We start from the raw sequence: 25,088 nt of genomic DNA, 5'->3' as shown, positions 1-25,088 counted from the left end.
GCACTTCGCGCCCCGCGCCGTGGAAACGGCGCGGGGCGCGCTGCTTATGCATATTGCCATCACCTCATGTGCACCCGTGCGATGATCCAGTATGCTGCAAGGAAGAGCCACACAAGCAGGGCACCTCAGCGGGCAAAGGAGCGCAACACCATGTCGACACTCACTTTTCAGGGCGCGGTGAAGGAAGTCACCGGCTCCCGCTACCTGATCGAGGTGGACGGCAACGGCAGCCCGAAGAAGCTGCTGCTGGAGTGCGGGCTGCACCAGGGGGGCAGCGACGCCGACGAGGCCAACGCCAAACCCTTCGGCAAGCTAGCTCATGAAGTGGACGCGGTGGTGCTCTCCCACGGCCACCTGGACCACGCCGGGCTGCTGCCCAAGCTGGTTCGCGAGGGCTTCAATGGCCCGATCCACTGCACCCGGGGCACCCGTGACCTGCTGGAGATCATGCTCCAGGATGCCGCCTTCATCATGGCCAAGGACGTCGAGTGGGAGAACAAGTGGCGCAAGCGCCAGGACAAGCCGCTGGTCGAGCCGCTCTACGAGCTTGAAGACGTGGAGCGCACCCTGGCGCTGTGCGAGTCCCACCCCTACGGCCAGCCGGTGGACCTGCCCGGCGGCGCCCGCCTGGTGTTTCGCGATGCCGGCCATATCCTCGGCTCGGCCATCGTCGAGCTGACGATCCCCTCCGGCGGCCAGGAGAAACGGCTGGTCTTCTCAGGCGACCTGGGTAACCCCAGTTCGGTGCTGATGAAGGATCCCGAGAAGCTCTATGAGGCCGACGTGGTGCTGATGGAGAGCACCTACGGCGATCGTGACCACCGCCCCCTGGAAGAGACTCTGGAGGAGTTCGCCCGGGTGCTGGAGGAGGCCCACGACGCGGGCGGCAACGTGCTGATTCCCTCCTTTGCCGTGGGGCGCACCCAGGAGATTCTCTATCACCTGAGCGTGCTCTACCACGAGGAGCGCCTGCGCCAGCAGCTGGTGTTCCTCGACAGCCCCATGGCGATCAAGGTCACCGAGCTCTACCACCGGGCGCGCAAGGCGCTGGATCCCGAGGACCTCAAGGTGCTCAACATCGCCGCCAGCGGCGACACCAGCCAGTACCTGCCGATCCTGCGCATGACCCGCACCGTGGAGGAGTCCATGGCCATCAACCGCATCCACGGCGGGGCCATCATCATCGCCGGGGCCGGCATGTGCACCGGCGGGCGCATCATCCACCACTTCCGCTACAACCTGGAGAAGCCCAATACCCGCCTGGTGATCGTCGGCTTCCAGGCCGCCGGTACCCTGGGCCGTCGGCTCGTCGATGGCGCCGAGCGGGTGCGGGTGCTGGGCCAGGATCTGGCCGTAAAGGCGAAGGTGCACACCATCGGCGGCTTCTCCGCCCACGCCGGCCAGACCGACATGATCGGCTGGGCCGGGGCCTTCCGGAACAATCCGCGCTTCTATCTGGTGCACGGCGAGCCCGAGACACAGGAGGCCTTCAAGGCCGCCCTGGCCGAGAGCGGCATCGAGGCCGAGATTCCCGCCTACGGCGACCGCATCGAGCTCTGATGCCATTCGTCGCGGCTTGATCTGGATCAAGCTGCGACGACTTGCCCCATGTCATTCGGCGATCCCTGGTCTATCCTCGGCTAATGGTTGATTGAGTAATTAGCTTAGAGGTTATTGTTATGAATAGAGCTGCGGTTTCCCTGTTTGCCGGTGCGCTGCTGACTGCCGGCCTGTCACTTCCTGCCCTGGCCGGTAGCCATGGTGGCGGTGACGACGCCCACGACGACTACGCCGACAAGGCGCTCTTTATCGTGACCAGCGATTCCCTGCAGACCCAGGGCATGGCGATGATCCTGGCCAACGCCATGCGCGAGCAGGGCACCACCCCGCATATCCTGCTTTGCGACGCCGCCGGCGAGCTGGCCATCGAGGGCTACGAGAGCGAGACCGAGCTGGGTCCGCGCGGCGTCAAGCCCGAGGGCCTGATGCAGATGATGATGGGTGAGGGCGCCGGTGTGGATGTCTGTGCCATCTACCTGCCCAACACCGACTACGAGGAAGGCGACCTGCGCGAGGGCGTGGGCGTGGCCGCACCGGGTCCCATGGCCGAGATGATGCGCGACCCGGCCATCCCGGTCTTCAGCTTCTGAGCCCATTCGCCCCGATGTCGATGCCGGCAGCCCTTGGGGCGGCCGGCATGCCGCCATCCGGCACTGAAGGAGAGTCACCATGAACATCAAAAGCAACGTGGGCGGTGCCGACAAGATCGCGCGTATCGTCATCGGCGCTCTGCTGATCGGCCTGGCGCTGACCGGCGTCATTGGCGCCTGGGGCTGGATCGGCGTGCTGCCGCTGGCCACCGGCCTGATCAATTTCTGTCCGGCCTACAGCATCTTCGGCATCAATACCTGCAAGCTGAAGAAGTAGTCCCCAGCCTCTGCAGGCACCTAGCGAGGCCCACCGCCATGGCGGTGGGCCTCGTGTGTTTCGGGGGCGCCATGACGGGCAGAATGGCGGCGGTGCTCATTTATTCTAAAATAATCTATGGTTAGAACTTGTTTTCGGCTATGCTGAGTCCATATCCGGTAGCAACCGGCAGCATTGATCTCCAAGGAGGCCGCTTCCCATGACCCAGTCGAACGCGTCCCGGGCCGCCGTGGCCCGACCCATCGTGACCCACTTCTTCGACGAGCCCACCAACACCTTCAGCTATGTGGTGCAGGATCCCGACAGCAAGTCCTGCGCGATCCTCGATTCGGTGCTCGACTTCGACTACGCCGCCGGGCGTACCGACGTGCGCTCCGCCGACGAGATCATCGCCTTCGTGCGCGACCACGACCTCGAGGTGGAGTGGGTCCTCGAGACCCACGTCCACGCCGACCACCTCTCCGCGGCCCCTTACCTGCACGAGGCGCTGGGCGGCAAGACCGGCATCGGCGCCAAGATCACCGTGGTGCAGGACGTCTTCGGCAAGGCCTTCAACGCCGGCACCGAGTTCGCCCGGGACGGCAGCCAGTTCGACCGCCTCTTCGAGGAGGGCGACACCTTCACCATCGGCAACCTGGAAGGGCGGGTGCTGCACACCCCGGGCCACACCCCGGCCTGCCTGACCTATGTGATCGGCGACGCCGCCTTCGTCGGCGACACCCTCTTCATGCCCGACTACGGCACCGCCCGCTGCGACTTCCCCGGCGGCGATGCCCGCACCCTCTACCGCTCCATCCAGAAGGTGCTGGCCCTGCCCGGCGAGACCCGCATCTTCCTGTGCCATGACTACAAGGCGCCGGACCGCGAGGCGTACCAGCACGAGACCAGTGTGGAAGAGCAGCGTCGTCACAACGTCCACGTGCACGAGGGCATCAGCGAGGAGGAGTTCGTGAAGATGCGCACCGAGCGCGATGCCACCCTCGACATGCCGAAGCTGATCCTGCCCTCGGTGCAGGTCAACATGCGCGCCGGGCACATGCCGCCCGCCGAGGACAACGGCCAGGTCTACCTCAAGGTGCCGATCAACAAGTTCTGAGGGCTGCCGCGTGAACCCCAAGCGCTACTTCCCGATCCTGCAGTGGCTACCCGGCTACGGCCGCGCCACCCTGGGGAGCGACCTGCTGGCGGCGGTGATCGTCACCATCATGCTGATCCCGCAGTCGCTGGCCTACGCCATGCTGGCCGGGCTGCCGCCGGAGGTGGGCCTCTACGCCAGCATCGCGCCGCTGGTGGTCTATGCGGTGTTCGGCACCAGCCGCACCCTCTCGGTGGGGCCGGTGGCGGTGGTCTCGCTGATGACCGCGGCGGCGATCGGGCAGATCGCCCCCCAGGGCACCCCGGAGTACCTCGGCGCGGCCCTGGTGCTGGCGCTGATGTCCGGGCTGATGCTGACCCTGATGGGGGTGGCGCGGCTGGGTTTCCTGGCCAACTTCCTGAGCCATCCGGTGATCTCCGGCTTCATCACCGCCTCGGGCCTGATCATCGCGGCGAGCCAGCTCAAGCATGTGCTGGGGGTCGAAGCCGGCGGCCATAATCTGCTCGAGCTGCTCCTTGGCCTGGCCGGCAGCCTGGGGCAGGTGAACGCCCCGACCCTGACTATCGGGCTCTCGGTGCTGGCCTTGCTCTACGCCGCCCGGCGCTGGCTCAAGTCCGCCCTAGTGCGCCTCGGCGTGCCGGGCCGGCCGGCCGACATGCTGACCAAGGCCGCGCCGATTCTCGCCGTGGCGGTGACGACCCTGGTCACCTGGCGGTATGGGCTCGACGAGCGCGGCGTGGCCGTGGTGGGGGCGGTGCCGGCGGGCCTGCCGCCGCTGACCCTGCCCGGCTTCGACAGCGGCCTGTGGAGCCAGCTGTTCGTGGCGGCGCTCCTGATCAGCATCGTCGGCTTCGTGGAGTCGGTGTCGGTGGGCCAGACCCTCGCCGCCAAGCGCCGCCAGCGCATCGACCCCGACCAGGAGCTGGTGGGGCTCGGCACCTCCAACATCGCCGCCTCCTTCACCGGGGGCATGCCGGTCACCGGCGGCTTCGCCCGCTCGGTGGTCAATTTCGATGCCGGCGCCGAGACCCCGGCGGCCGGGGCCTTCACCGCCCTGGGCATCGCCGTGGCGGCGCTGCTGCTCACCCCGCTGATCGCCTACCTGCCCATCGCCACCCTGGCGGCCACCATCATCGTCGCCGTGCTCTCCCTGGTGGACATCCCGGCCATCCGGCGCACCTGGGCCTACTCGCGCAGCGATTTCGCCGCCATGCTGGCGACCATCGCCGTGACCCTGGTCGTCGGTGTGGAGAGCGGCATCATGGCCGGGGTGGGGCTGTCGTTGGCGCTGCACCTCTACCGCACCAGCCGCCCGCACAGCGCGGTGGTGGGCCTGGTGCCGGGCAGCGAGCACTTTCGCAACGTGGAGCGCCACACGGTGGAGACCGACCCGCGCCTGGCGATCCTGCGCGTCGACGAGAGCCTCTACTTCGCCAACGCCCGCTACCTGGAAGATACCGTGATGGCGCTCGCCGCCCGCCAGCCGGGCCTGGCCCACATCGTGCTGGCCTGCCAGGCGGTCAACGTCATCGACGCCTCGGCCCTGGAGAGCCTGGAGGCGATCAACGCGCGGCTCAAGGATTCCGGCGTCGCCCTGCACCTGGCCGAGGTCAAGGGGCCGGTGATGGACCGCCTGCAGCACACCGAGTTCTGCCACGAGATGACCGGCAAGGTGTTCCTCAGCACCTTCGATGCCTGGCAGGAGCTGCGCGGCGAGAGCGACGGCAGCTTGTCGCGACGCTGCGCCGAGCTGCAGATGGGCGCGACACTCGATTCCCCCATCGATGATTCGACACACCCGCATCCGCGGATGCACTGAAGGAGAGAGAAAGTGGACTGGAGCTCATCCCTGTCTGGACTGGCCGGCGGTATCCTGATTGGCCTGTCCGCCACCTGGCTGATGGCCACGCTGGGCCGCATCGCCGGCATCAGCGGCATCATCGGCAACCTGATCACGGTTCGGCCCAGGGGCGACAGCGCCTGGCGGCTCACCTTCCTGCTGGGCCTGATCAGCGGGCCCCTCCTGCTGATGCTGCTCGGCGGCGGGCTCGGCAACGTGGCCGGCACCGGGATCGACGTGACAGGCCAGGTGATCGGCGCCCCCGCCGGTGGCGTGGCGCTGATGCTCGTGGCCGGCCTGCTGGTCGGCGTGGGCACCGGGCTCGGCAGTGGCTGCACCAGCGGCCACGGGGTCTGTGGCCTGTCACGCCTCTCGCCGCGCTCCATGGTGGCGACCCTGACCTTCCTGGTGGCGGCGATCATCACCGTCTACGTGGTCCGGCATCTGATCGGAGGTGGCGCATGAAGACCGAGACCTTGAAGCCCCGGAATGTGAAATCAGTAGCGGGCTACATCGCCGGCCTGCTGTTCGGCCTAGGCCTCGGCATCTCCGGCATGACCGATCCGGCCCGGGTGCTGGGCTTCCTGGACCTCTTCGGCGCCTGGGACCCGACCCTGATGTTCGTGCTCGGTGGCGCCGTGGTCACCAACTTCATCGGCTACCGCCTGGTCTTCAAGCGCACGGCCCCGGTCTACGGCGAGGCCTTCCAGCTGCCGACCCGCCAGGACCTGGATGGACGGCTGATCGGCGGTGCCGCCCTGTTCGGCATCGGCTGGGGGCTCTCCGGCTACTGCCCGGGTCCGGCCATTGCCTCCATCGGCGGCCTGACCGCGCCCCTTGTCGCCATGCTGGTGGCCATGGTGGCCGGCTGGTTCCTGGCCAGGGCGATTCCAGCCCGCAGCTGAATCCCTCCCACCGGGCGGCGCCTCGCGTCCCCGTCGGCATCGCCGGCGGGGACGCTTGCGTTTCCCCGGGGTCATTGGACCAATGGATCATGCCGAACAGTTGTACGCTTATAACCGCTTAACACTTGCTTAATTGACGGGTGACACGATGCCCCACACGACGAGGAATCCATCTCATGCACGTTCTGTTGATCGAGGATGACGCCCTGGTGGCCTCCGGCATTCGGGCCGGCCTGACCGTCCACGACTTCGTGGTCGACCACGTGGCGACCCTGGCCGAGGCGCGCAGCGCCATGGGGGCGGTCTCCAGCGATGTGGTGATCCTCGACCGCGGGCTGCCCGACGGTGATGGCCTGACGCTGCTGGAGGAGTGGCGTGCCGCCGGGGTGACCACCCCGGTGCTGGTGCTGACCGCCCGGGACACCGTGCAGGACCGCGTGGCGGGCCTTCACGGCGGCGCCGACGACTACCTGATCAAGCCCTTCGACCTGGACGAGCTGGTGGCCCGGCTGCAGGCGCTGCTGCGCCGTGCCGCCGGGCGGCCGCGCTCGCTGATCGAGCACGGGGCGCTGTGCCTGGATCCGGTGGCCCGGGAGGTCACCGTGGCGGGGCGCCCGGTCGCGCTGTCGCGCCGCGAGCTGGTGCTGCTGGAGACCTTCCTGCAGTCGCCTCGCAGCGTGCTCTCGGCCGACCAGCTCAAGGACAGCCTCTATGGCATGAACGACGAGGTGGAGAGCAACGCCCTCAACGTGCATATCCACCACCTGCGCCGCAAGCTCGGCAGCCGCGTGATCGAGACGGTGCGCGGGCTGGGCTATCGGCTCGGCAAGCCCTCCGCGGTGGAGTCGACCGACAGGGGGCGGGGAGCATGAGCCTGCGCACGCGGCTGCTGCTGACCCTGGGGCTCACCCTGGCGCTGCTGTGGGGCCTGGCCGCGGCCTGGCTGATGCGGGACCTCGAGGAGCAGTTCGTGGCCACCCTGGACCAGCGCCTTGCCCAGTCGGCGCGCATGGTGGCGGGGCTGATGGCCCAGTTCCCCGAGGAGGTGTGGCTCCAGGCCGACCGCCGCGCGCTCTCGATTCCGCCCATCGAGGGGCTGGCCTGCCAGGTGCATTCGCCGCGGGGCGAGATCATGGCACGCACCCACACCGACCTGGAGACGATCCTGGCGGCGGGGGAGCGCGGCCACACCTTCCGCGAGGAGGGCGGCGTCACCTGGCGAGTGTTCACCTACGAGCGCGGCGGGCTGACCATCACCACCGCCGACCGCATGGACGAGCGCGACCAGCTGCTGGCCGACGTCTTCAAGGTGGCGGTGGTGCCCTTCGCCGTGGCGCTGCTGGGCAGCATGGTGGCGCTCTGGCTGGGCGTGCTGCGCGGCCTGGCGCCGCTCTCGCGGCTGCGGGACTCCCTGGCGCGGCGCCACCCGGACGCCCTGGCGCCGGTGGCCACCTACGGCGTGCCCATGGAGCTGCGCCCCCTGATCGAGACGCTCAACGGCCTGCTGGCGCGGATCCAGCAGGCCATCGTGCGCGAGCAGCGCTTCACCAGCGATGCGGCCCATGAGCTGAAGACGCCGCTCACCGCCATCAAGACCCACCTGCAGGTGGCGGGCCGGGTCGAGGGCGAGGCGGCCCGCCAGTCGCTGGCCTACGCCGAGGAGGGCGTGGGGCGGCTCGCGCGGATCCTCGACCAGCTGCTGATGCTGGCCAGGGTCGAGGGGCGCGTGCAGTTCGAGGATGGCGAGCCGAGCCGGGTGGCCGACGTGGTCGAGCTGGCCCTGCGCGATACCGGCGTGGACCCGGGGTGCTTCGCGCTGCCCGAGGCGTGGCCCGAGGTGGACCTGGCGCTGCCCCGGGAGCTTGCCGTCACCGCGCTGCGCAACCTGGTGGACAACGCCCTGCGCCACGGCGGCGAGGGCGCGCCGGTAACGGTCACGGCCCGCCTGGACGAGGCAGCGGGTGAGCTGACGTTACGGGTGCGCGATCGCGGCCCGGGGGTGGACGACAAGGCCCTCGCCCAGATGTCCCAGCGCTTCTGGCGCGCCAGCAAGCAGCGCGGCAGCGGCCTGGGGCTGGCCATCGTGATGGCCATCGCCGAGCGTTTCGCCGGCCGGCTCGAGTTTGCCCGTCCCGACGGGGAGGGGCTTGAGGCCTGCCTGACCGTGCCGGTCAAGGCGGGTCGTTGAATACCCCGTACCGATCACCGCGTACCGGGGCCGATGACACAACAAGGGGAAACCACATGACCAGCAAGAGGATCACGGGCGGGCTTGGCCTGCTGCTGGGCGTCGGCCTGGCCGCCGGTCAGGCCATGGCGCTGGAAGGCGACGCCGAGCGGGGCCAGGCGGCCGCGGGAACCTGCGTGGCCTGCCATCAGGCAGACGGCAGTGGCATGAACGTGCCCGGCGGTGAATCCTGGCCGCGCCTGGCGGGGCTTGATGCCGACTACATCGCCAAGCAGCTGCACGACTTCAAGGAGGGGCGTCGCCAGAGCGCCAGCATGCTGCCCTTCGCCAACATGCTCGATGACCAGCAGATCGCCGACGTGGCGGCCTACTACAGCGAGATGCCGGTGACCGCCGCCCAGGGCGGTGACGTCGATGACGAGCTGCTGGCCCGCGGCGAGCAGCTCGCCCTGCGCGGCGACTGGGACCAGTACATCGTCTCCTGCAAGAGCTGCCACGGCCCGCGCAACGAGGGGGCCGGCAGCACCTTCCCGGGCATCAGCAGCCAGCACGCCGGCTACATCGAGAAGCAGCTGCGTGCCTGGCAGGCCGACGAGCGCAGCAACGACCCGCAGAACCTGATGGGGGCCGTGGCCAAGCGCATGAGCGACGAGGACATCACCGCCGTGGCGGCCTGGCTGGCCGGCCAGTCCGTGGCGTCCGAGGAATAAGGGGAGCAGAGCATGAACCACTTCAGGACACACCTGGGCAGGACCACCCTGGCCATGGCCAGCGCCACTCTGGTGGCTGGCGTCAGCCTGGCGGCCAGCGCCGACACCCTGCACCCGGCCATCGAGACCCTGGTGGAGATGGGCTATCCGGCCCCCCAGGAGGGCGAGCTGGTGCATGTCCCGCCGACCATGGCGGACCTCGAGGCCTCCGACCTGCACCCGGAGACCAAGAAGGTCATCCGGCGCGGCTACGACCTCTTCACCGACACCCAGCAGCTGCGCGGCCAGAACGTCTACAACGACATGAACTGCTCGAGCTGCCATCTGGGCGAGGGGCGCCAGCCGTTCAGCGCGCCGGTGTGGGCGGCGGCGGTCACCCTGCCCAACTACCGCGGCAAGAACGACCACGTCAACAACCTGGAGGAGCGCATCGCCGGCTGCTTCGCCTACTCCATGAACGGCGTGCCGCCCGAGTACGGCAGCGACGACATGCTGGCGCTGACCGCCTACCACCAGTGGCTGGCCAAGGGTGCCCCCATGTACCCCGACCAGCCGATCTACGGTCGCGGTTTCCCGCACCCGGATCGCCCCGACGAGCTCAGCTACGAGAACGGCGAGGCGCTCTACATGGAGAACTGCGCCGTCTGTCACAGCGAGGATGGCTCCGGCTATTACCAGAACGGCGAGTATGTCTTTCCGCCGCCCTGGGGTGACGGCTCCAACAACTGGGGGGCCGGCATCGTGCGCGTCCACACCGCGGCAGGGTTCATCAAGAACAACATGCCGCTGGGCCAGCCGCTATCGCTCTCCGACCAGGAGGCCTGGGACATCGCCTACTACATGAGCAACCAGGAGCGCCCGCAGGATCCGCGCTACACCGGCGACGTGGCCGAGACCCTGGAGCGCTTCGGCCCCAGCTTCCACCGCACCTCTCTCTACGGCCAGGAAGGCCCTGACGGCAATATCCTTGCCGATCACGCCAACTGGGGCGAGAAGGGCGAGGATGTGAAGCCGTGGAACATCGGCCAGCCGCGCTTCAAGGATCTCGAGGACTGAGGCCACCCTGGCCCCGCCCGGCGCTGCCCCGCCGAGGCGGTGGCCAGCCAGTGAAGAGCCCCGCCTGGCGTGCCAGGCGGGGCTCTTCGCTTCAACGCTTGCTTCCCATGGACGGGTGTCGAGGCGTCAGGGCGCCTCGCCGCCCATCGCCTCGACCATCCGCTCGTCGCTCGGCAGCCCCTGGACGCGATCGACCCGATCGCCGTCGCGGAACAGCGTGGAAGGGGTGGCGATCATGCCCAGCTCGTCGAAGAGCTGGTTGTTGGCGTAGACCTGCTCCTCGATCTCGCGCGCCTGGGCGGTGGGCACGATCTCCTCGCCGCCGTCGCTGTGGGCGTGCAGCGCCGCGGCGGGGTCCTCGGCGCCCAGCAGGCTCGCCGCCTTGGCGGGGCTGTTGGAGGCGAGGATGCCCACCATGATATGGCGCAGCTGCACCTCGCCGGCCTCGACCCAGGGGCGTGCGGCCTCCCAGAACTGCCGGCAGTAGGGGCAGTTGGGGTCGGTGAAGGTGTAGACCACCCGCGGCGCGTCGGCGTCGCCGTCCAGGATCCAGTGGCTCTTCTCCAGGCGCTCCCATACCTCGGCGAACTGGGCGGCGCGCACGTGTTCGTCCAGGGCGGCATCGGAGAGGTCGTTGCCCTCGGCGTCCACCAGGGTGCCGACGATGGCGTGCCCGCCGTCCGGGGTCAGGTAGATGGCCACTTCGCCAGCGGGGTAGCTCGCCGCGTAGCCCGTCAGGCCGCCGGGGGCCTCGAACTCGGCGTGGATCTGCAGGCCCTGGGCGCTGAGCGCCTGGATCGGGGCCGGCCAGTGGTCATCGGCGAGGGCAGGCGCGGCCATGGCCATGGCCAGGGCGCCGACGGGAAGCAGGGGAGAGGGCAGTCGCATGGGGAGGTCCTTTCTCATGGATGGGAACACGGAAATGGGCGGTGGTGGCCTTCAGCGCAGGCGCTCCAGCCCGCGCTGCAGGGTCGCTCTGGAGAGCTCGCCGAAGTGGGTGTCCACCAGGCGACCCTCGGCGTCGTAGTAGAGGGTGGTCGGCATGGCCATGGCGCCGGTGGCGTCGCCCAGGGCGTTGCGCGCATCCAGCAGCACGTTCTCCAGGGTCAGTGACTCGTGGTCGAGGAAACGGTTCACCAGGCTTTCATCCTCGCCCTGGTTGACGAACACGAAGGTGATGTCGCTCTCCTCCTGCTGGGCCTGCTCGAAGACCGGCATCTCGCGCCGGCAGGGCGGGCACCAGGTGGCCCAGAGGTTGACTACCATGGGCCGGGCCTCTCGCTCGGCCAGGGTCGGCAAGTCGATGGGCTCGCCTGCCAGGGTCGCCAGCGGGGTGTCCGGCATGGGGCGAGTCTGGCTCTCGAGCAGCAGCAGGGGGCCGGCGGTGAGTCCCCAGGTGAAGGCGCCGGCCACGAGGGCGCCGGAGAGCGCCGCGCGCTGCTGCGGCGCCTTCCACAGCCGCCAGAGGGCATAGCCCACGCCCGCGACCAGGCCGCCCAGCGGGTCGAAGCCGCCGTCGCGGATATCCAGCATGGCCAGCGCGCCGTCGTAGCTGCCCCAGTAGCGGGCCACGAACACCAGGCGGGCGCCCACCAGCGCCACGAACAGCAGGGTGAAGAGGGTGTCGGCGGTCGGGGTGCGGTGGCGCCGCCCGATCAGGGCGCCGGCCAGCAGGGCGATGGAGAAGGCCAGCACCAGCAGCAGCTGGCCAATGGAGAGCCCCAGCGGGCCGATGGCGATGCTCTGGTTCAGTCCGTGCATGTGAAAGCTCCCTGTGGGTCGGGGGTCGGGGGTCGGGCACTGTACAGCCCGTGGCGAGAGTGGCAGCCGTGGATTAGCAGAGTATTATCCTGGCAGCCGGGGCGGCGGCGTGGGGCGTTATGTCGCAAGGTCGTGTCGCCCGCTCGACAGTAGGATATCGGAATACGCCTGTTCGCCACACTCGCCCAAGGAACCTCTTGCCATGCTCTATCCCGCCCTGCCTTTCCTGCGCACCGCCCTTGCCGGCCTGGCCCTGGCGCTGGCCAGCCAGACCGTCCTGGCCCAGTCCCTGGCGGTCGAGAACGCCCAGGTGCGTGCCGTGCCGCCGGTCTCCACCACCACCGCGGCCTTCATGGTGCTGACCAACCACGGCGATGGCGACCTGGCGGTGGTCGAGGCCCATTCGCCGGCCGCCGGGACCACCGAGCTGCATAACCATGTGGACGTGGACGGCGTCATGCAGATGCGCCGCGTCGACGAGATCGGCGTGTCCGCCGGGGCCAGCACCGAGCTGGCCCCGGGCGGCCTGCACCTGATGCTGATCGACCTGGTGGCGCCGCTCCACGAGGGGGACGAGGTCGAGATCACCCTGGTGCTCGACAGCGGCGAGAGCCTTGAGCTGACCGCCCCGGTGCGGCGCATCGAGGTGATGGGCGGCGGCATGCACGGGCAGGATGGCGGCCACGGTGGCGGCCACGGCGGCGGCCACGGCGGGCACTGAGAGCCACGCTGGGCGGGGGCGGCCGCAGTCGTTACAATATGACCACGTCCCCGTCTCCCCAGCCCGGAACCCTGCGATGCACTGCCCCTTCTGCGGTACCCATGACACCAAGGTCACCGACTCGCGGCTGGTCGCCGAGGGTGACCAGGTGCGTCGCCGCCGCCAGTGCGTGGCCTGCGGCGAGCGCTTCACCACCTACGAGACCGCCGAGCTGGTGATGCCCCGGGTGATCAAGGGCGACGGCTCCCGCGAATCCTTCGACGAGCAGAAGCTGCGCGCCGGCATGCTGCGGGCCCTCGAGAAGCGGCCGGTCAGCGCCGAGTCCATCGAAGCGGCGGTGCAGCGCATCCGTCAGACCCTGCGCGCCCGCGGCGAGCGGGAGATCCACGCCCGCGACATCGGCGAGCAGGTGATGCTCGCCTTGAAGCGCCTCGACCAGGTCGCCTATATCCGCTTCGCCTCGGTCTACCGGCGCTTCCAGGACATTGACGAGTTCCGCGCCGAGATCGACCGCCTGGCCCAGGAGCCTACCTTCGGCCCCGACGAACCGCGCGGCTAAGCGTCCTTTCCCGACCCCAAGGAATCCCATGGCCGTAACGCCCCCCGAAGCCTGGATGGCCCGGGCCCTGGAACTGGCCCGCCGCGGCCTCTATACCACCGACCCCAACCCCCGCGTGGGCTGCGTGCTGGTCAAGGGAGAGCGCCTGGTGGGCGAGGGCTTCCACGCCCGCGCCGGCGAGCCCCACGCCGAGGTCCACGCCCTGCGCCAGGCCGGCGCGGCCGCCCGCGGCGCCACTGCCTATGTCACCCTGGAGCCCTGCTCCCACCAGGGGCGCACCGGCCCCTGCGCGGTGGCGCTGGTCGAGGCCGGCGTGGCGCGAGTGGTGGTGGCCATGGCCGACCCCAACCCGGCAGTGGCCGGGCGCGGCATCGCGCGGCTGCGCGAGGCGGGCATCGAGGTGGAGGTGGGCGTGCTGGAGGAGCAGGCCCGGGCGCTCAATCCCGGCTTCATCATGCGCATGGACCACGGCCGCCCCTTCGTGCGCCTCAAGATGGCGACCAGCCTCGATGGCCGCACCGCTATGCGCTCCGGCGAGTCCCAGTGGATCACCGGGCCCCAGGCCCGTCGCGAGGTGCAGCGCCTGCGCGCCCGGTCCAGCGCCGTGCTGACCGGGGTGGAATCGGTGATCTTCGACAACTCTCGGCTCACCGTGCGCCCCGAGCAGGCCGAGCTCGACGGGGTGGAGCTGATCGCCGGCCGCCAGCCGCTGCGGGTGGTGGTGGACAGCCGCCTGCGCCTGCCCGAGGCCGCGGCCTGCCTCACCGAGCCCGGCCGCACCCTGGTGGCCACGGTGGAGGGGCATGAGCCGGAGCGGCGCGAACGGCTCGAGGCCGCCGGCGCCGAGGTGGTGGCGCTGCCGGCGGACGCCGCCGGCCGCGTCGACCTCCATGCCCTGCTGCGCTACCTGGCCGATGTGGAGCAGACCAACGAGGTGCTGCTGGAGACCGGCGCCACCCTGGCCGGCGCCATGCTCGACGCGGGCCTGGTGGACGAGATGCAGCTCTTCGTGGCGCCCACCCTGCTGGGCGGCGAGGCGCGCCCGCTGTTCCAGCTCGCCGGCATCGAGACCATGGCCCAGCAGCGCGGCCTCGAGATCCTCGATATTCGCGCCGTGGGCCGCGACTGGCGCATCACCGCCCGGCCCGAGCGCCGCACGAAAGCGGAAAAGTAGCGTGCAGGGGCTTGCCACGGTAACCTGACGCCGTTTCGAGGCGGGGTGCTGCCTGCGGACGACGCCAGCGTCGCCGTCAGCCAACACCGCCAAGCTGAATTTCTGGAGATCTCATGGTGAACTCAACTGCCGGCGGGCTGGCCCCCATCGAGGACCTGATCGAGGACATCCGCCAGGGCAAGATGGTGATCCTCATGGACGATGAGGATCGCGAGAACGAAGGCGATATCATCATGGCCGCCGAGAAGGTGGAGGCCGAGCACATCAACTTCATGGCCCGCTTCGGCCGTGGGCTGATCTGCCTGCCGATGACCCGCGAGCGCTGCGAGCGCCTCAGGCTGCCGCTGATGGTCACCGACAACGGCTCGGGCTTCGCCACCAAGTTTACCGTCTCCATCGAGGCCGCCGAGGGCGTGACCACCGGCATCTCCGCCGCCGACCGCGCGCGCACCGTGCAGGCCGCGGTGGCCCGTGACGCCCGGGCCGAGGACATCGTCCAGCCGGGGCATATCTTCCCGCTGATGGCCGAGCCCGGCGGCGTGCTGCGTCGTGCCGGCCACACCGAGGCGGCCTGCGATCTCTCCGCCCTGGCTGGCCTCGACCCCAGCGGCGTGATCTGCGAGATCATGAACGACGACGGCAGCATGGCGCGTCGCCCGGAGCTCGAGCGCTTCGCCGCCGAGCACGGCCTGAAGATGGGCACCATCGCCGACCTGATCCACTACCGCATCCACAACGAGCAGACCGTGGAGCACGTGGAGGCCACGCCGGTGCAGACCGCCTACGGCGAGCTGACCCTGCACGTCTTCCGCGACAGCATCCAGGGCGCCCACCACCTGGCGCTGGTCAAGGGGCGCCCCAACCCCGATACCCCGACCACGGTGCGCGTGCACCTGGCCGATGCCATGCGCGACCTGCTCGCCCTGCAGAAGGGCGACAGCGCCCTGTGGAACTCCCAGCGGGCCATCGCCGAGGTGGCGCGCAGCGAGCGCGGGGTCTTCGTGCTGCTCGACGACGGCCGCCCCCGCCAGGACCTGCGCGACTACCTGGACACCTTCCTGGAGCGCCGGCGTGCGCCGCGCAACAGCGCCTCCGACGGTGCTGGCAACTACCTGACCATCGGCACCGGCTCGCAGATCCTGCGCCATCTCAACGTCGGCAAGATGCGCCTGCTCAGCTCCCCCTGGAAGTTCTCGGCGCTCTCCGGCTTCGACCTGGAAGTGGTCGAGCGCCTTAGCCCCGAGGACATCGCCGCGGCAGACGCTGCCGAGGCCGAGCGTGCCGAGAACCGCGGCGACTGACGCCGACCCCGATCCCGACCATCCAGCGGGCGCGGCCCCGGGCCGCGCCCCAGCATCATCAGGAAGACAGACATGCAACCCATTTCTCAAGTGGAAGGCAGCTTCATCGACGTGGACGGCCGCTACGTCATCGTGGTGGGGCGCTTCAACCATCACGTGGTGGACAGCCTGGTGGAAGGCGCCGTGGACAGCCTGGTGCGCCACGGCGTGGCCGGCGAGAACATCGACATCGTCCACGTGCCGGGCGCCTGGGAACTGCCGCTGGCGGTCAAACAGGTGCTCAAGGTGGCCCGCCCCGATGCGGTGATCGCGCTGGGCGCGGTGATTCGCGGCGGCACCCCCCACTTCGAGTACGTGGCCGGCGGCTGCAACTCGGCCCTGAGCAGCCTGCAGCTCGAGTTCGATACCCCCATCGCCAATGGCGTGCTCACCGTCAACTCCATCGAGCAGGCCATCGAGCGCTCCGGCACCAAGGCCGGCAACAAGGGCGCCGAGGCGGCCATGGCGGCCATGGAGATGGTCTCGCTGCTGCGCTGCTTCGGCGACGACGAGGAGGAAGAGGCATGAGTCGCGAGCGCGCTCGCGGTCCCTCCAAGGCGCAGCTCTCTCGGCGTGCCGCGCGGGAGCTGGCCGTTCAGGGCCTCTACCAGTGGCAGATGACCGGCAAGTCGATCTCCGCGGTGGAGGCCGAGTTTCGCAGCCAGCGTGCCGACGACGACCTCGAGGACCACGAGAACTGGCTCAAGGTCATGGAGATCGCCGACCTGGCGCTCTTCCATGAGCTGCTGCACAACGTGGCGCGCTTCAAGGCCGACCTCGACGCGTCCATCGCGCCGCTGCTTGACCGCAAGCTCGAGGAGCTCGACCTCATCGAGCTCTCCATCCTGCGCCTGGGGGCCTATGAGCTCTCCCGGCGCCTCGATGTGCCCTACCGGGTGGTGATCAACGAGGGCGTGGAGCTGGCCAAGTCCTTCGGCGCCACCGATGGCCACAAGTACGTCAACGGCATCCTCGACAAGCTCGCCGGGCGTCTGCGCTCCGCCGAGGTGGCCGCCCGCCGCCGCTGAAGGGGATGTCCCCATGGTCAGTCAAAGTCAGCAAAGTGAATTCGGGTTGATCGCCCGCTACTTCACCCCGTCGCCGCCCGGCCCTGATGCCGGCGTGGCGCTGGGGGTGGGTGATGACTGCACGCTGCTGCTCCCCTCGGCGGGGCAGCAGCTGGCGGTGAGCGTCGACACCTCGGTGGCCGGCGTCCACTACCCCGAGGACGCCCCCGCCGACGCGGTCGGTCATCGTGCCCTGGCGGTCAGCCTCAGCGACCTGGCGGCCATGGGTGCCCGTGCCCGCTGGTGCCTGATGGCGCTGACCCTGGAAGAGGCCGACGAGGCCTGGCTGGAGGGCTTCTCGCGGGGCTTCCGCGACCTCGCCGAGGCCAGCGGCGCGGCCCTGGTGGGCGGCGACGTGACCCGCGGCGCCACCACCATCGGCGTGACGGTGATGGGGGAGGTGGCGCACGGGGCGGCGCTGACCCGCCACGGCGGCCGCCCGGGCGACCTGGTCGCGGTGACCGGCACGCTGGGGGGGGGGCGCCGGCGGCCTGGCGCTCTGGCAGCGCGGCGAGCGCGACCCGTCCCACCCGCTGCTGCTCCGCTATCTGCGTCCCCAGCCGCGTCTCGCCGCCGGCGAGGCGCTGCGGGGACTGGCCACGGCGGCCATCGATATTTCCGATGGCCTGCTGGCCGACCTGGGCCATCTCCTCGAGCGCTCCGGCGTGGGTGCCACCCTGGACCCCGCGGCGCTGCCCCTGGCCGAAGGGCTGGCCGAGGCGCTGGGCGAGGAGGGCGCCCGTCAGGCGGCGCTTGCCGGCGGTGACGACTACGAACTGCTGCTGAGTCTGCCCGCCGAGCGGTTTGAGGCGGCCAGCGCCCGCCTCGCCGCCCTGGGACTGCCGCTCACCGTGATCGGCCGCCTCGAGGCCGAGCCCGGCCTGCGCGGCGTGGCCATGCCCGGCCGCAGCGGCTGGCAGCACTTCCAGGCGGAAGGCGACGAGCACGCAGGAGGGGCGACATGAACCGAGCGCCCCCCAGCATCTGGCACCGACCTACCCACTTCCTGGCCTTTGGCCTGGGCAGCGGGGCATCGCCCTGGGCCCCAGGCACCTTCGGCACCCTGGCCGCCATTCCCTTCTACTGGCTGCTCTCCGAACTGCCCCTGGGCTGGTACCTGGCGGTGGTGATGGCGGCCTTCGTGTGGGGGGTGTGGCTCTGCGAGAAGACCTCCCGCGACCTCGGCGTCCACGATCACTCCGGCATCGTCTGGGACGAGTTCGTCGGCTACTGGATCACCATGGCGGCGGTGCCCTTCTCCTGGGAGGCGGCGCTGTGGGGGTTCGTGCTCTTCCGCATCTTCGATGTCATCAAGCCCTGGCCGATCCGCTGGGCGGACCGCCGGGTGGCGGGGGGCTTCGGCATCATGATCGACGACGTGATGGCGGGCATATACGCCTGGAGCGTCATGCATATCTGGTTCTGGCTACACTGAAGGGTCGAGTCGCGGCTCGCCCGTCCGGGCGTGGCCGAGCAGGGAAGGGGGCGCTATGCGCAAGGAACGACTGATCGTCCCGGTGGTGGTGGCGCTGGCCGTGGTCTGGGCGGTGGCCCAGTACCTCGCCTCGCTGCTCTTCGAGCGGGAGCTGGTTCGCGCCCTGGCGGATCTCGAGGCCCGCGGCGAGCTGGTGACGGAGCGCAGCGAGGTGGAGCGCGGCTGGCTGGGCTCCTCGGGGGTGGTGCACCTCTCCCCCGTGCTGGGCGATGGCTGGCGTCTCGAACTCACCTACTCGGCGCGCCACGGGGTCTTCAGCACCCGCATCGAGGGGGGCTTCCATCCCGCCATCGGCCCGCGCCAGCTGCATCTGTTCGGCGACTGGCTGCCCTCCAGCCCGCCGAGCTGGCATGCCCGCTACCAGACCCTGGGTGGCACCCTGGAGGGCATCATCCAGCTCGCCCCCTTCCTGATCAGCCAGGGGCCCCGCGAGCTCGACTTCCGCGGTGGCCAGCTCAGCTTCGGTGGCCAGCAGGGCGACTGGCGCCTGCGCGCCAGGCTGCAGCCCTGGCGGCTGACCGACGGGGTGGCCACCCTGGAGTCCGGGCCGGTCTCCCTGGAGAGCCATTACGCCTACACCGCCGGCGCCCATCACTTCACCCAGCGTGACCTGCTGCGCATCGATCAGCTCGCCTGGCAGCAGCCGGGCCTGGCGCTGGAGGCCAGTGAGCTCGTCTACCGCAGCCGCATGCAGCTCGATGACAGCGAGCTGCGCATCGACAGCGAGCTGACCCTGGCCGAGGTGCTGGCGGCGGAGCAGGTGCTGCTGACCGGGCGGGTGGCCATGGAGCTGTCGCGGATCAACGCCGACGGGGTGCGCGAGGCGCTGGCCGGGCTGCGCCGGGAGGCGGCCAAGGCCCGCGAGCTCGCCCCGCGGGAGCTGATTGCCCGCCTGGAGCCGGAGCTGCGGGCGACCCTGGTCGACTCCCCGCGTCTGGACCTCACCGAGGTCGACCTGGAGAGCCCCATGCTGGGGCTCGCCGCCCGCGGCGACGGGTCGCTGTTCTTCGACCCGCGCCGCCTCGACGAGTTGAGCCTGGCGCGGCTCGATGACGAAGAGGAGCGGGCGCGCTGGCTGACCCGTATCGACGGCGATGGCATCTGGCGCGAGGTGCCCGCGGTGGTGGCCCTGTGGTTGGGTCTGCCGCTGGGGACCCGAGACCTGGAGCTCGACGTGATCCGCGGCCGGGTGAGGGTCAATGGGCGGCCGATGCCACCGCTCTGGCGGTGAAATGGGGCTGAGTCGCCCCCCCCGCGACTTGAAGTTGCCGCCCGTCGCCCGCATTCCTGAGCCAACGGCATCCGCCATCATCGGATCAGGACGATAACCATGAGTGACGACCAGGACCGCCACCACGACCCGGAGGCACCGGAGTGGCTGCACGATGCACACGACGCGGCCCACGACGAGGACGAGGAGTTCGACCTCGACGACCTGCCTGGCGAGAGCCGGCGTGCCGTGGTGCCGGCCCGTGACTCCCTTCCCGAACGCATCTACCTGCTGCCGATCCACAATCGTCCCTTCTTTCCTGCTCAGGTGCAGCCGCTGGTGATCAACCGCGAGCGCTGGGACGAGACCATGCAGCGGGTCGCCAAGACGCCCCACCACACCGTGGGCCTGGCCTTCGTCGGCGAGGCCGCCGTGGAGGGGCTTGCCCATGACGACTTCCCGGAGATCGGCACCGCGGTCAAGGTGCACAAGCTGCAGGGCGAAGAGGGACAGCTGCAGTTCATCGCCCAGGGCCTGCAGCGCTTTCGCATCCAGCGCTGGATCTCTCGGGAGCCCCCCTATCTGGTGGAGGTGAGCTACCCCCGGGAGCCGGTGGATGCCGAGGCCGACGAGGCCCGCGCCTATGCCATGGCGCTGATCAACGGCATCAAGGAGCTGCTGCCGATCAACCCGCTCTACGGCGAGGAGCTCAAGCACTACCTCAACCGCTTCAGCCCCCACGAGCCGGGCCCCCTCACCGACTTCGCCGCGGCCATCACCTCGGCCAAGGGGCGCGAGCTGCAGGACGTGCTGGCCACCCTGCCGGTGCTCGCGCGCATGCAGAAGGTGCTGCCGCTGCTGCGCAAGGAGATCGAGGTCGCCCAGCTGCAGAGCGAGATCAGCGACCAGGTCAACGCCCAGATGCAGGAGCGCCAGCGGGAGTTCTTCCTGCGCGAGCAGCTCAAGGTGATCCAGCGCGAGCTGGGCATCTCCAAGGACGACCGCGAGAACGACGTCGACACCTTCCGCGACCGCCTGGAGAGCCTCGTCGTGCCGCCCAAGGTGCTGACCCGCATCGAGGAGGAGCTAGACAAGCTCGCCGTGCTGGAGACCGGCTCGCCGGAGTACGGCACCACCCGCAATTACCTGGACTGGCTGACCAGCATGCCTTGGGGCGTCCACAGCCAGGACCAGCTCGACCTGGCCCACGCCCGGCAGGTGCTCGACCGGGACCACGACGGCCTGGGCGACGTCAAGGAGCGCATCATCGAGTTCCTGGCCGAGGGCACCTTCAAGGGCGACGTGGGCGGCTCCATCCTGCTGCTGGTGGGCCCGCCCGGGGTGGGCAAGACCTCCATCGGCCGCTCCATCGCCGAGGCGCTGGGGCGCGAGTTCTACCGCTTCTCGGTGGGCGGCATGCGCGACGAGGCGGAGATCAAGGGCCATCGGCGCACCTACATCGGCGCCATGCCCGGCAAGCTGGTGCAGGCCCTCAAGGAGGTCGAGGTCGAGAACCCGGTGATCATGCTCGACGAGATCGACAAGATGGGGCAGTCCTTCCAGGGCGACCCCGCCTCGGCGCTGCTCGAGGTGCTCGACCCGGAGCAGAATGTCGACTTCCTCGACCACTACCTGGACGTACGCCTGGACCTCTCCAAGGTGCTCTTCGTGTGCACCGCCAACACCCTGGATTCGATCCCCGGGCCGCTGTTCGACCGCATGGAGCAGATCCGCCTCTCCGGCTACATCGCCGAGGAGAAGCTGGCCATTGCCCGCAACCACCTGTGGCCGAGACTGCTCAAGCGCGCCAATATCCCGAAGAAGCGCATCAACCTGACCGAGGCGGCGCTGCGCCAGGTGGTCGAGGGCTACGCCCGGGAGGCCGGGGTGCGCCAGCTCGAGAAGCAGCTCCATCGCATCGTGCGCAAGGCGGCGGTGCAGCTGCTGGAGGGCGACCAGGCGTCGGTGAAGGTCTCGGTGAAGAACCTCGAGACCTTCCTGGGGGCCCCGCTGTTCCGCAAGGAGCAGGTGCTCAAGGGAGAAGGGGTGGTCACGGGCCTGGCCTGGACCGCCATGGGCGGTGCCACCCTGCCCATCGAGGCGGGCAAGGTGCACTCGCTGACCCGCGGCTTCAAGCTCACTGGCAAGCTCGGCGAGGTGATGCAGGAGTCGGCCAACATCGCCTACAGCTACGTGCTGGGCCACCTGGCCGAATATGGCGCCGACGCCGACTTCTTCGACTCCGCCTTCGTGCACCTGCATGTGCCGGAGGGCGCCACGCCCAAGGACGGCCCCTCGGCGGGGGTCACCATGACCACGGCGCTGCTCTCCCTGGCGAAGCACCACGCCATCGACCGCCCCCTGGCGATGACCGGCGAGCTGACCCTCACCGGCCAGGTGCTGCCGGTGGGCGGCATCCGCGAGAAGGTGATCGCCGCCCGGCGCAGCGGCATCTTCGAGGTGATCCTGCCCGACGCCAACCGCCGCGACTATGAGGAGCTGCCCGACCACCTCAAGGAGGGCATGACGGTGCACTTCGCCAAACGCTACAGGGACGTGGCCCGGGTGGTGTTCGGGTAGTGGCGTCGCTGGCCCTAGCCAACCCGGTCCAGGGCGGCCAGGGCCTGATGGCCGAAGTCGATGATGGTGCGGTAGTGCCGGTCGGCGATCACGCTCTTCACGATGTCCGGGTCGACATCCAGGTAGTCGTGAACCAGTACGTTGCGTAGGCCGATGATCTTGCGCCAGGGGATATCACTTTCGATCCTGCCGGCATCCTGGAGTCGCTCGAAACCGGTGATGGCATCTCGGCATGCCATCCCGGTCTCTTCGCGTGCCCAGTGCTTGGCCAGCCCGATGCAGGCCTCGATCAGGAGCTGCAGTGAGCGTTCGGCAGCGTGGCGCTCGATCCGGCTCCAGGGGCGCTGTTCCAGCAGGGTGCCGAGCTCGGCAAGGTCCTGCTCGCACTCTTCGAGATGTTGCCGCTGGGCTTTGAGGTAGGCGCTCTGCTGGCCGTCAGGCATGGATTCCCTCCGGGTGAAGGTAGTCGATCTCCCAGCGCGAGAGGATACGGGATTCCTGGCGTATCCGAGTGTCCCAGTCGAGGTCAACCAGCAGCACTCCCTGGCTGAGAATGCTCCAGCCCAGCGGAATCGGGGCAATGGCCAGGTCCACCACGCTCAACTGTTCCTCGCCCAACCCCAGCTCACGCTGCCATTCTTGAGCCAGCAGCTCGGGGCGAAGGCGCCTCTCCAGCGGATCAGCGATCCAGCCGGTGAAGGCCACGGCCAGATCGAAGTCGCTTTCGGGGTGGTGGTCCCCGCGCGCCCTGGAGCCGTACAGCCACACTGCCGCCAGGTCATCGCGACGGCGTGCCAGGGAGATGATGGCCGTCAGCGTTTCGCTCTGGGGGATGCTCGAGTCACCGGGAGCATCCTTGTGGACAACAGTGGATGACATGGCCGCCTTTCCGTCGAGGGGTGTTTCATCTTCCCGCCTGCCGGTGCCAGGTGCAAGACGTGCAGCTCCGGGCCTGGCCTGACGGGCGGGCGCATGCCAGAATCGACACCGACCTGGACACTGGAGCCGCCCGGCACAGGGCGGCCGTAAAGAGATAGAGGACACCATGCCCGAGTATCGTTCCCGCACCACCACCGCCGGCCGCAACATGGCCGGCGCCCGCGCCCTCTGGCGCGCCACCGGCATGAAGGACGAGGACTTCCACAAGCCCATCATCGCCGTGGCCAACTCCTTCACCCAGTTCGTGCCCGGCCACGTGCACCTGAAGGACATGGGGCAGCTGGTGGCCCGCGAGATCGAGAAGGCCGGCGGGGTGGCCAAGGAGTTCAACACCATCGCCGTGGACGACGGCATCGCCATGGGCCATGACGGCATGCTCTATTCGCTGCCGAGCCGCGACCTGATCGCCGACAGCGTCGAGTACATGGTCAACGCCCACTGCGCCGACGCCCTGGTGTGCATCTCCAACTGCGACAAGATCACCCCCGGAATGCTCAACGCCGCCATGCGCCTGAACATCCCGGTGATCTTCGTCTCCGGTGGTCCCATGGAGGCGGGCAAGACCAAGCTGCTCGACCACAACATCGATCTGATCGATGCCATGATCTACGCCGCCGACGACAAGTACAGCGACGAGGAGATCGAGGAGATCGAGCGCAGCGCCTGCCCCACCTGCGGCAGCTGCTCCGGCATGTTCACCGCCAACTCCATGAACTGCCTGATGGAGGCGCTGGGCCTGGCGCTGCCCGGCAACGGCACCGTGCTTGCCACCCACGCCGACCGCCGCCGGCTCTTCGAGGAGGCGGGCAGCCGCATCGTCGAACTGGCCAAGCGCGTCTACGAGGGTGATGAGGCGCACCTGCTGCCCCGCGCCATCGGCTCCAGGGCGGCCTTCCGCAACGCCATGACCCTGGATATCGCCATGGGCGGCTCCACCAACACCATCCTGCACCTGCTGGCCGCCGCCCAGGAGGCCGAGGTGGACTTCACCATGGCCGACATTGACCGGCTCTCACGCGAGGTCCCCCAGCTCTGCAAGCTGGCGCCCAACACCCAGCAGTACCACATCGAGGACTGCCACCGCGCCGGCGGCATCATGGCGATCCTCGGCGAGCTCGACCGCGCAGGCGTCCTGGATACCCGCGTGCCCACCGTCTACGGCGATACCCTGAAGGACGCCCTGGACGAGTGGGACATCATGCGCAACCCGAGCGCCGAGGTGGTGGAGTTCTACAAGGCCGGCCCCGGCGGCATCCCCACCCAGACCGCCTTCTCCCAGGCCGCGCGCTGGCCGAGCCTCGACGGCGACCGCGCCAACGGCTGTATCCGCGACCTCGAGCACGCCTTCTCCCGCGAGGGGGGGCTCGCCGTGCTGTTCGGCAACATCGCCCTGGACGGCTGCGTGGTGAAGACCGCCGGGGTCGACGAGTCGATCCTGGTCTTCGAGGGGCCGGCCCACGTGGTGGAGTCCCAGGACCAGGCGGTGGAGCACGTGCTCGGCGGGCTGGTGAAGCCCGGCGAGGTGGTGGTGGTGCGCTATGAGGGCCCGCGCGGTGGCCCCGGCATGCAGGAGATGCTCTACCCGACCAGCTATCTCAAGTCCAAGGGGCTCGGGAAGGTGTGTGCGCTGATGACCGACGGGCGCTTCTCCGGCGGCAGCTCCGGGCTCTCCATCGGCCATGTCTCCCCGGAGGCCGCCGCTGGCGGCGCCATCGGCCTGATCGAGAGCGGCGACATCATCCAGATCGACATCCCCAACCGGGCGATCAACGTCAAGCTGACCGATGCCGAGCTGGCCGCCCGCCGCGAGGCCGAGGAGGCCAAGGGCGCTGCCGCCTGGAAGCCCAGCATCCAGCGCGACCGCAAGGTCTCGGCGGCGCTCAAGGCCTACGCCATGCTCGCCACCTCCGCCGACAAGGGCGCGGTGCGCGACCTCTCCAAGCTCGACTGACCCGGCGCGCCCGAGCGACTCTGCTGCCCCGGCCAGGCGCCGGGGCAGTGGTTTTGGCAGAGCAGTGCC

At 69.5% G+C, this 25,088-nt stretch carries 25 protein-coding genes and 1 pseudogene; 22 read left to right on the top strand and 4 right to left on the bottom strand.

The features are described 5' to 3' along the window. Positions 1 to 150 precede the first annotated feature (150 nt). The 11 genes from HIR79_RS15680 (at position 151) to HIR79_RS15630 (ending at position 10,222) form a co-directional block, all read left to right on the top strand. Complete coding sequence (locus HIR79_RS15680) at positions 151 to 1,560, top strand: MBL fold metallo-hydrolase RNA specificity domain-containing protein (RefSeq protein WP_169959034.1); 1,410 nt, start codon at positions 151 to 153, stop codon at positions 1,558 to 1,560. Between the two features lie 119 nt (positions 1,561 to 1,679). After that, complete coding sequence (locus HIR79_RS15675; protein ID WP_169959033.1) at positions 1,680 to 2,150, top strand: DsrE family protein; 471 nt, start codon at positions 1,680 to 1,682, stop codon at positions 2,148 to 2,150. 79 nt (positions 2,151 to 2,229) lie between these two features. Continuing rightward, positions 2,230 to 2,427, top strand: coding sequence for a YgaP family membrane protein (locus HIR79_RS15670; protein WP_502708654.1), 198 nt, complete (start codon positions 2,230 to 2,232; stop codon positions 2,425 to 2,427). Between the two features lie 229 nt (positions 2,428 to 2,656). Beyond that, a complete protein-coding gene (locus HIR79_RS15665) occupies positions 2,657 to 3,523 on the top strand; it encodes an MBL fold metallo-hydrolase (protein ID WP_169959628.1) in 867 nt (288 codons plus the stop codon). A gap of 10 nt (positions 3,524 to 3,533) precedes the next feature. Next, positions 3,534 to 5,342, top strand: a complete 1,809-nt coding sequence (locus tag HIR79_RS15660; RefSeq protein WP_169959032.1) for a SulP family inorganic anion transporter — start codon at positions 3,534 to 3,536, stop codon at positions 5,340 to 5,342. A 12-nt stretch (positions 5,343 to 5,354) separates the two neighbouring features. Then, positions 5,355 to 5,828, top strand: a complete 474-nt coding sequence (locus tag HIR79_RS15655; RefSeq protein ID WP_110069195.1) for a YeeE/YedE family protein — start codon at positions 5,355 to 5,357, stop codon at positions 5,826 to 5,828. Next, on the top strand, positions 5,825 to 6,268 hold the full coding sequence (locus tag HIR79_RS15650; protein ID WP_110069196.1) for a DUF6691 family protein: 444 nt from the start codon (positions 5,825 to 5,827) through the stop codon (positions 6,266 to 6,268). Before HIR79_RS15655 ends, HIR79_RS15650 begins: the two co-directional genes overlap by 4 nt. Before the next feature lie 176 nt (positions 6,269 to 6,444). Further along, complete coding sequence (locus HIR79_RS15645; protein ID WP_110069197.1) at positions 6,445 to 7,140, top strand: response regulator; 696 nt, start codon at positions 6,445 to 6,447, stop codon at positions 7,138 to 7,140. Beyond that, positions 7,137 to 8,456, top strand: a complete 1,320-nt coding sequence (locus HIR79_RS15640; RefSeq protein ID WP_110069198.1) for an ATP-binding protein — start codon at positions 7,137 to 7,139, stop codon at positions 8,454 to 8,456. The genes HIR79_RS15645 and HIR79_RS15640 overlap by 4 nt, the downstream gene beginning before the upstream one ends. Positions 8,457 to 8,512: 56 nt before the next feature. After that, positions 8,513 to 9,166 (top strand): c-type cytochrome, encoded by a 654-nt coding sequence (locus HIR79_RS15635; RefSeq protein WP_169959031.1) that lies wholly within the window; start codon positions 8,513 to 8,515, stop codon positions 9,164 to 9,166. 12 nt (positions 9,167 to 9,178) lie between these two features. Continuing rightward, positions 9,179 to 10,222: a c-type cytochrome gene (locus tag HIR79_RS15630; protein ID WP_249322188.1), complete on the top strand. Its 1,044-nt coding sequence runs from the start codon at positions 9,179 to 9,181 to the stop codon at positions 10,220 to 10,222. 126 nt (positions 10,223 to 10,348) lie between these two features. On the opposite strand, the gene dsbG is transcribed toward HIR79_RS15630, so the two are convergent. Both dsbG and HIR79_RS15620 read right to left on the bottom strand, forming a co-directional pair. Beyond that, positions 10,349 to 11,110: a thiol:disulfide interchange protein DsbG gene (dsbG, locus tag HIR79_RS15625; RefSeq protein ID WP_169959030.1), complete on the bottom strand. Its 762-nt coding sequence runs from the start codon at positions 11,108 to 11,110 to the stop codon at positions 10,349 to 10,351. A 51-nt stretch (positions 11,111 to 11,161) separates the two neighbouring features. Beyond that, positions 11,162 to 11,983 (bottom strand): TlpA disulfide reductase family protein, encoded by an 822-nt coding sequence (locus HIR79_RS15620; protein ID WP_169959029.1) that lies wholly within the window; start codon positions 11,981 to 11,983, stop codon positions 11,162 to 11,164. Positions 11,984 to 12,185: 202 nt separating this feature from the next. Between HIR79_RS15620 and HIR79_RS15615 the strand changes: the two genes are divergently transcribed. The 10 genes and pseudogenes from HIR79_RS15615 (at position 12,186) to lon (ending at position 22,129) form a co-directional block, all read left to right on the top strand. Beyond that, positions 12,186 to 12,704 carry a copper chaperone PCu(A)C gene (locus HIR79_RS15615; protein ID WP_169959028.1) on the top strand — a complete coding sequence of 173 codons (519 nt, stop codon included), beginning with the start codon at positions 12,186 to 12,188 and terminating at the stop codon, positions 12,702 to 12,704. A gap of 76 nt (positions 12,705 to 12,780) precedes the next feature. Then, positions 12,781 to 13,263, top strand: a complete 483-nt coding sequence (nrdR, locus tag HIR79_RS15610; RefSeq protein ID WP_119021788.1) for a transcriptional regulator NrdR — start codon at positions 12,781 to 12,783, stop codon at positions 13,261 to 13,263. 28 nt (positions 13,264 to 13,291) lie between these two features. Next, positions 13,292 to 14,437, top strand: coding sequence for a bifunctional diaminohydroxyphosphoribosylaminopyrimidine deaminase/5-amino-6-(5-phosphoribosylamino)uracil reductase RibD (gene ribD / locus HIR79_RS15605; protein WP_169959027.1), 1,146 nt, complete (start codon positions 13,292 to 13,294; stop codon positions 14,435 to 14,437). A gap of 113 nt (positions 14,438 to 14,550) precedes the next feature. After that, positions 14,551 to 15,738, top strand: a complete 1,188-nt coding sequence (gene ribBA / locus HIR79_RS15600; protein WP_169959026.1) for a bifunctional 3,4-dihydroxy-2-butanone-4-phosphate synthase/GTP cyclohydrolase II — start codon at positions 14,551 to 14,553, stop codon at positions 15,736 to 15,738. Between the two features lie 72 nt (positions 15,739 to 15,810). Next, a complete protein-coding gene (gene ribH / locus HIR79_RS15595) occupies positions 15,811 to 16,305 on the top strand; it encodes a 6,7-dimethyl-8-ribityllumazine synthase (RefSeq protein ID WP_110069207.1) in 495 nt (164 codons plus the stop codon). Then, a complete protein-coding gene (gene nusB, locus HIR79_RS15590) occupies positions 16,302 to 16,805 on the top strand; it encodes a transcription antitermination factor NusB (protein WP_110069208.1) in 504 nt (167 codons plus the stop codon). Before ribH ends, nusB begins: the two co-directional genes overlap by 4 nt. Positions 16,806 to 16,818: 13 nt before the next feature. Then, positions 16,819 to 17,809: pseudogene (gene thiL / locus HIR79_RS15585) on the top strand (thiamine-phosphate kinase). Further along, entirely contained in the window at positions 17,806 to 18,279 is a 474-nt protein-coding gene (locus tag HIR79_RS15580) for a phosphatidylglycerophosphatase A family protein (RefSeq protein ID WP_169959025.1), read from the top strand. The pseudogene thiL and the gene HIR79_RS15580 overlap by 4 nt, the downstream one beginning before the upstream one ends. A 55-nt stretch (positions 18,280 to 18,334) precedes the next feature. Further along, positions 18,335 to 19,570, top strand: coding sequence for a DUF945 family protein (locus HIR79_RS15575; RefSeq protein WP_169959024.1), 1,236 nt, complete (start codon positions 18,335 to 18,337; stop codon positions 19,568 to 19,570). A gap of 99 nt (positions 19,571 to 19,669) precedes the next feature. Beyond that, positions 19,670 to 22,129 carry an endopeptidase La gene (gene lon, locus HIR79_RS15570; protein ID WP_169959023.1) on the top strand — a complete coding sequence of 820 codons (2,460 nt, stop codon included), beginning with the start codon at positions 19,670 to 19,672 and terminating at the stop codon, positions 22,127 to 22,129. Positions 22,130 to 22,143: 14 nt separating this feature from the next. Here the strand turns inward: lon and hepT are convergent, their stop codons facing one another. Further along, a complete protein-coding gene (gene hepT / locus HIR79_RS15565) occupies positions 22,144 to 22,572 on the bottom strand; it encodes a type VII toxin-antitoxin system HepT family RNase toxin (RefSeq protein WP_169959022.1) in 429 nt (142 codons plus the stop codon). Then, positions 22,565 to 23,008 carry a type VII toxin-antitoxin system MntA family adenylyltransferase antitoxin gene (mntA, locus tag HIR79_RS15560; protein WP_169959021.1) on the bottom strand — a complete coding sequence of 148 codons (444 nt, stop codon included), beginning with the start codon at positions 23,006 to 23,008 and terminating at the stop codon, positions 22,565 to 22,567. Before mntA ends, hepT begins: the two co-directional genes overlap by 8 nt. Positions 23,009 to 23,174: 166 nt before the next feature. Between mntA and ilvD the strand changes: the two genes are divergently transcribed. Further along, complete coding sequence (ilvD, locus tag HIR79_RS15555) at positions 23,175 to 25,019, top strand: dihydroxy-acid dehydratase (protein ID WP_169959020.1); 1,845 nt, start codon at positions 23,175 to 23,177, stop codon at positions 25,017 to 25,019. Positions 25,020 to 25,088: the final 69 nt, after the last annotated feature.

The organism is Halomonas sp. PGE1, from assembly GCF_013000985.1.
Taxonomy (GTDB): Bacteria; Pseudomonadota; Gammaproteobacteria; order Pseudomonadales; family Halomonadaceae; genus Halomonas; species Halomonas alkalicola.
This window is presented reverse-complemented; position numbering and strand designations above follow the sequence as displayed.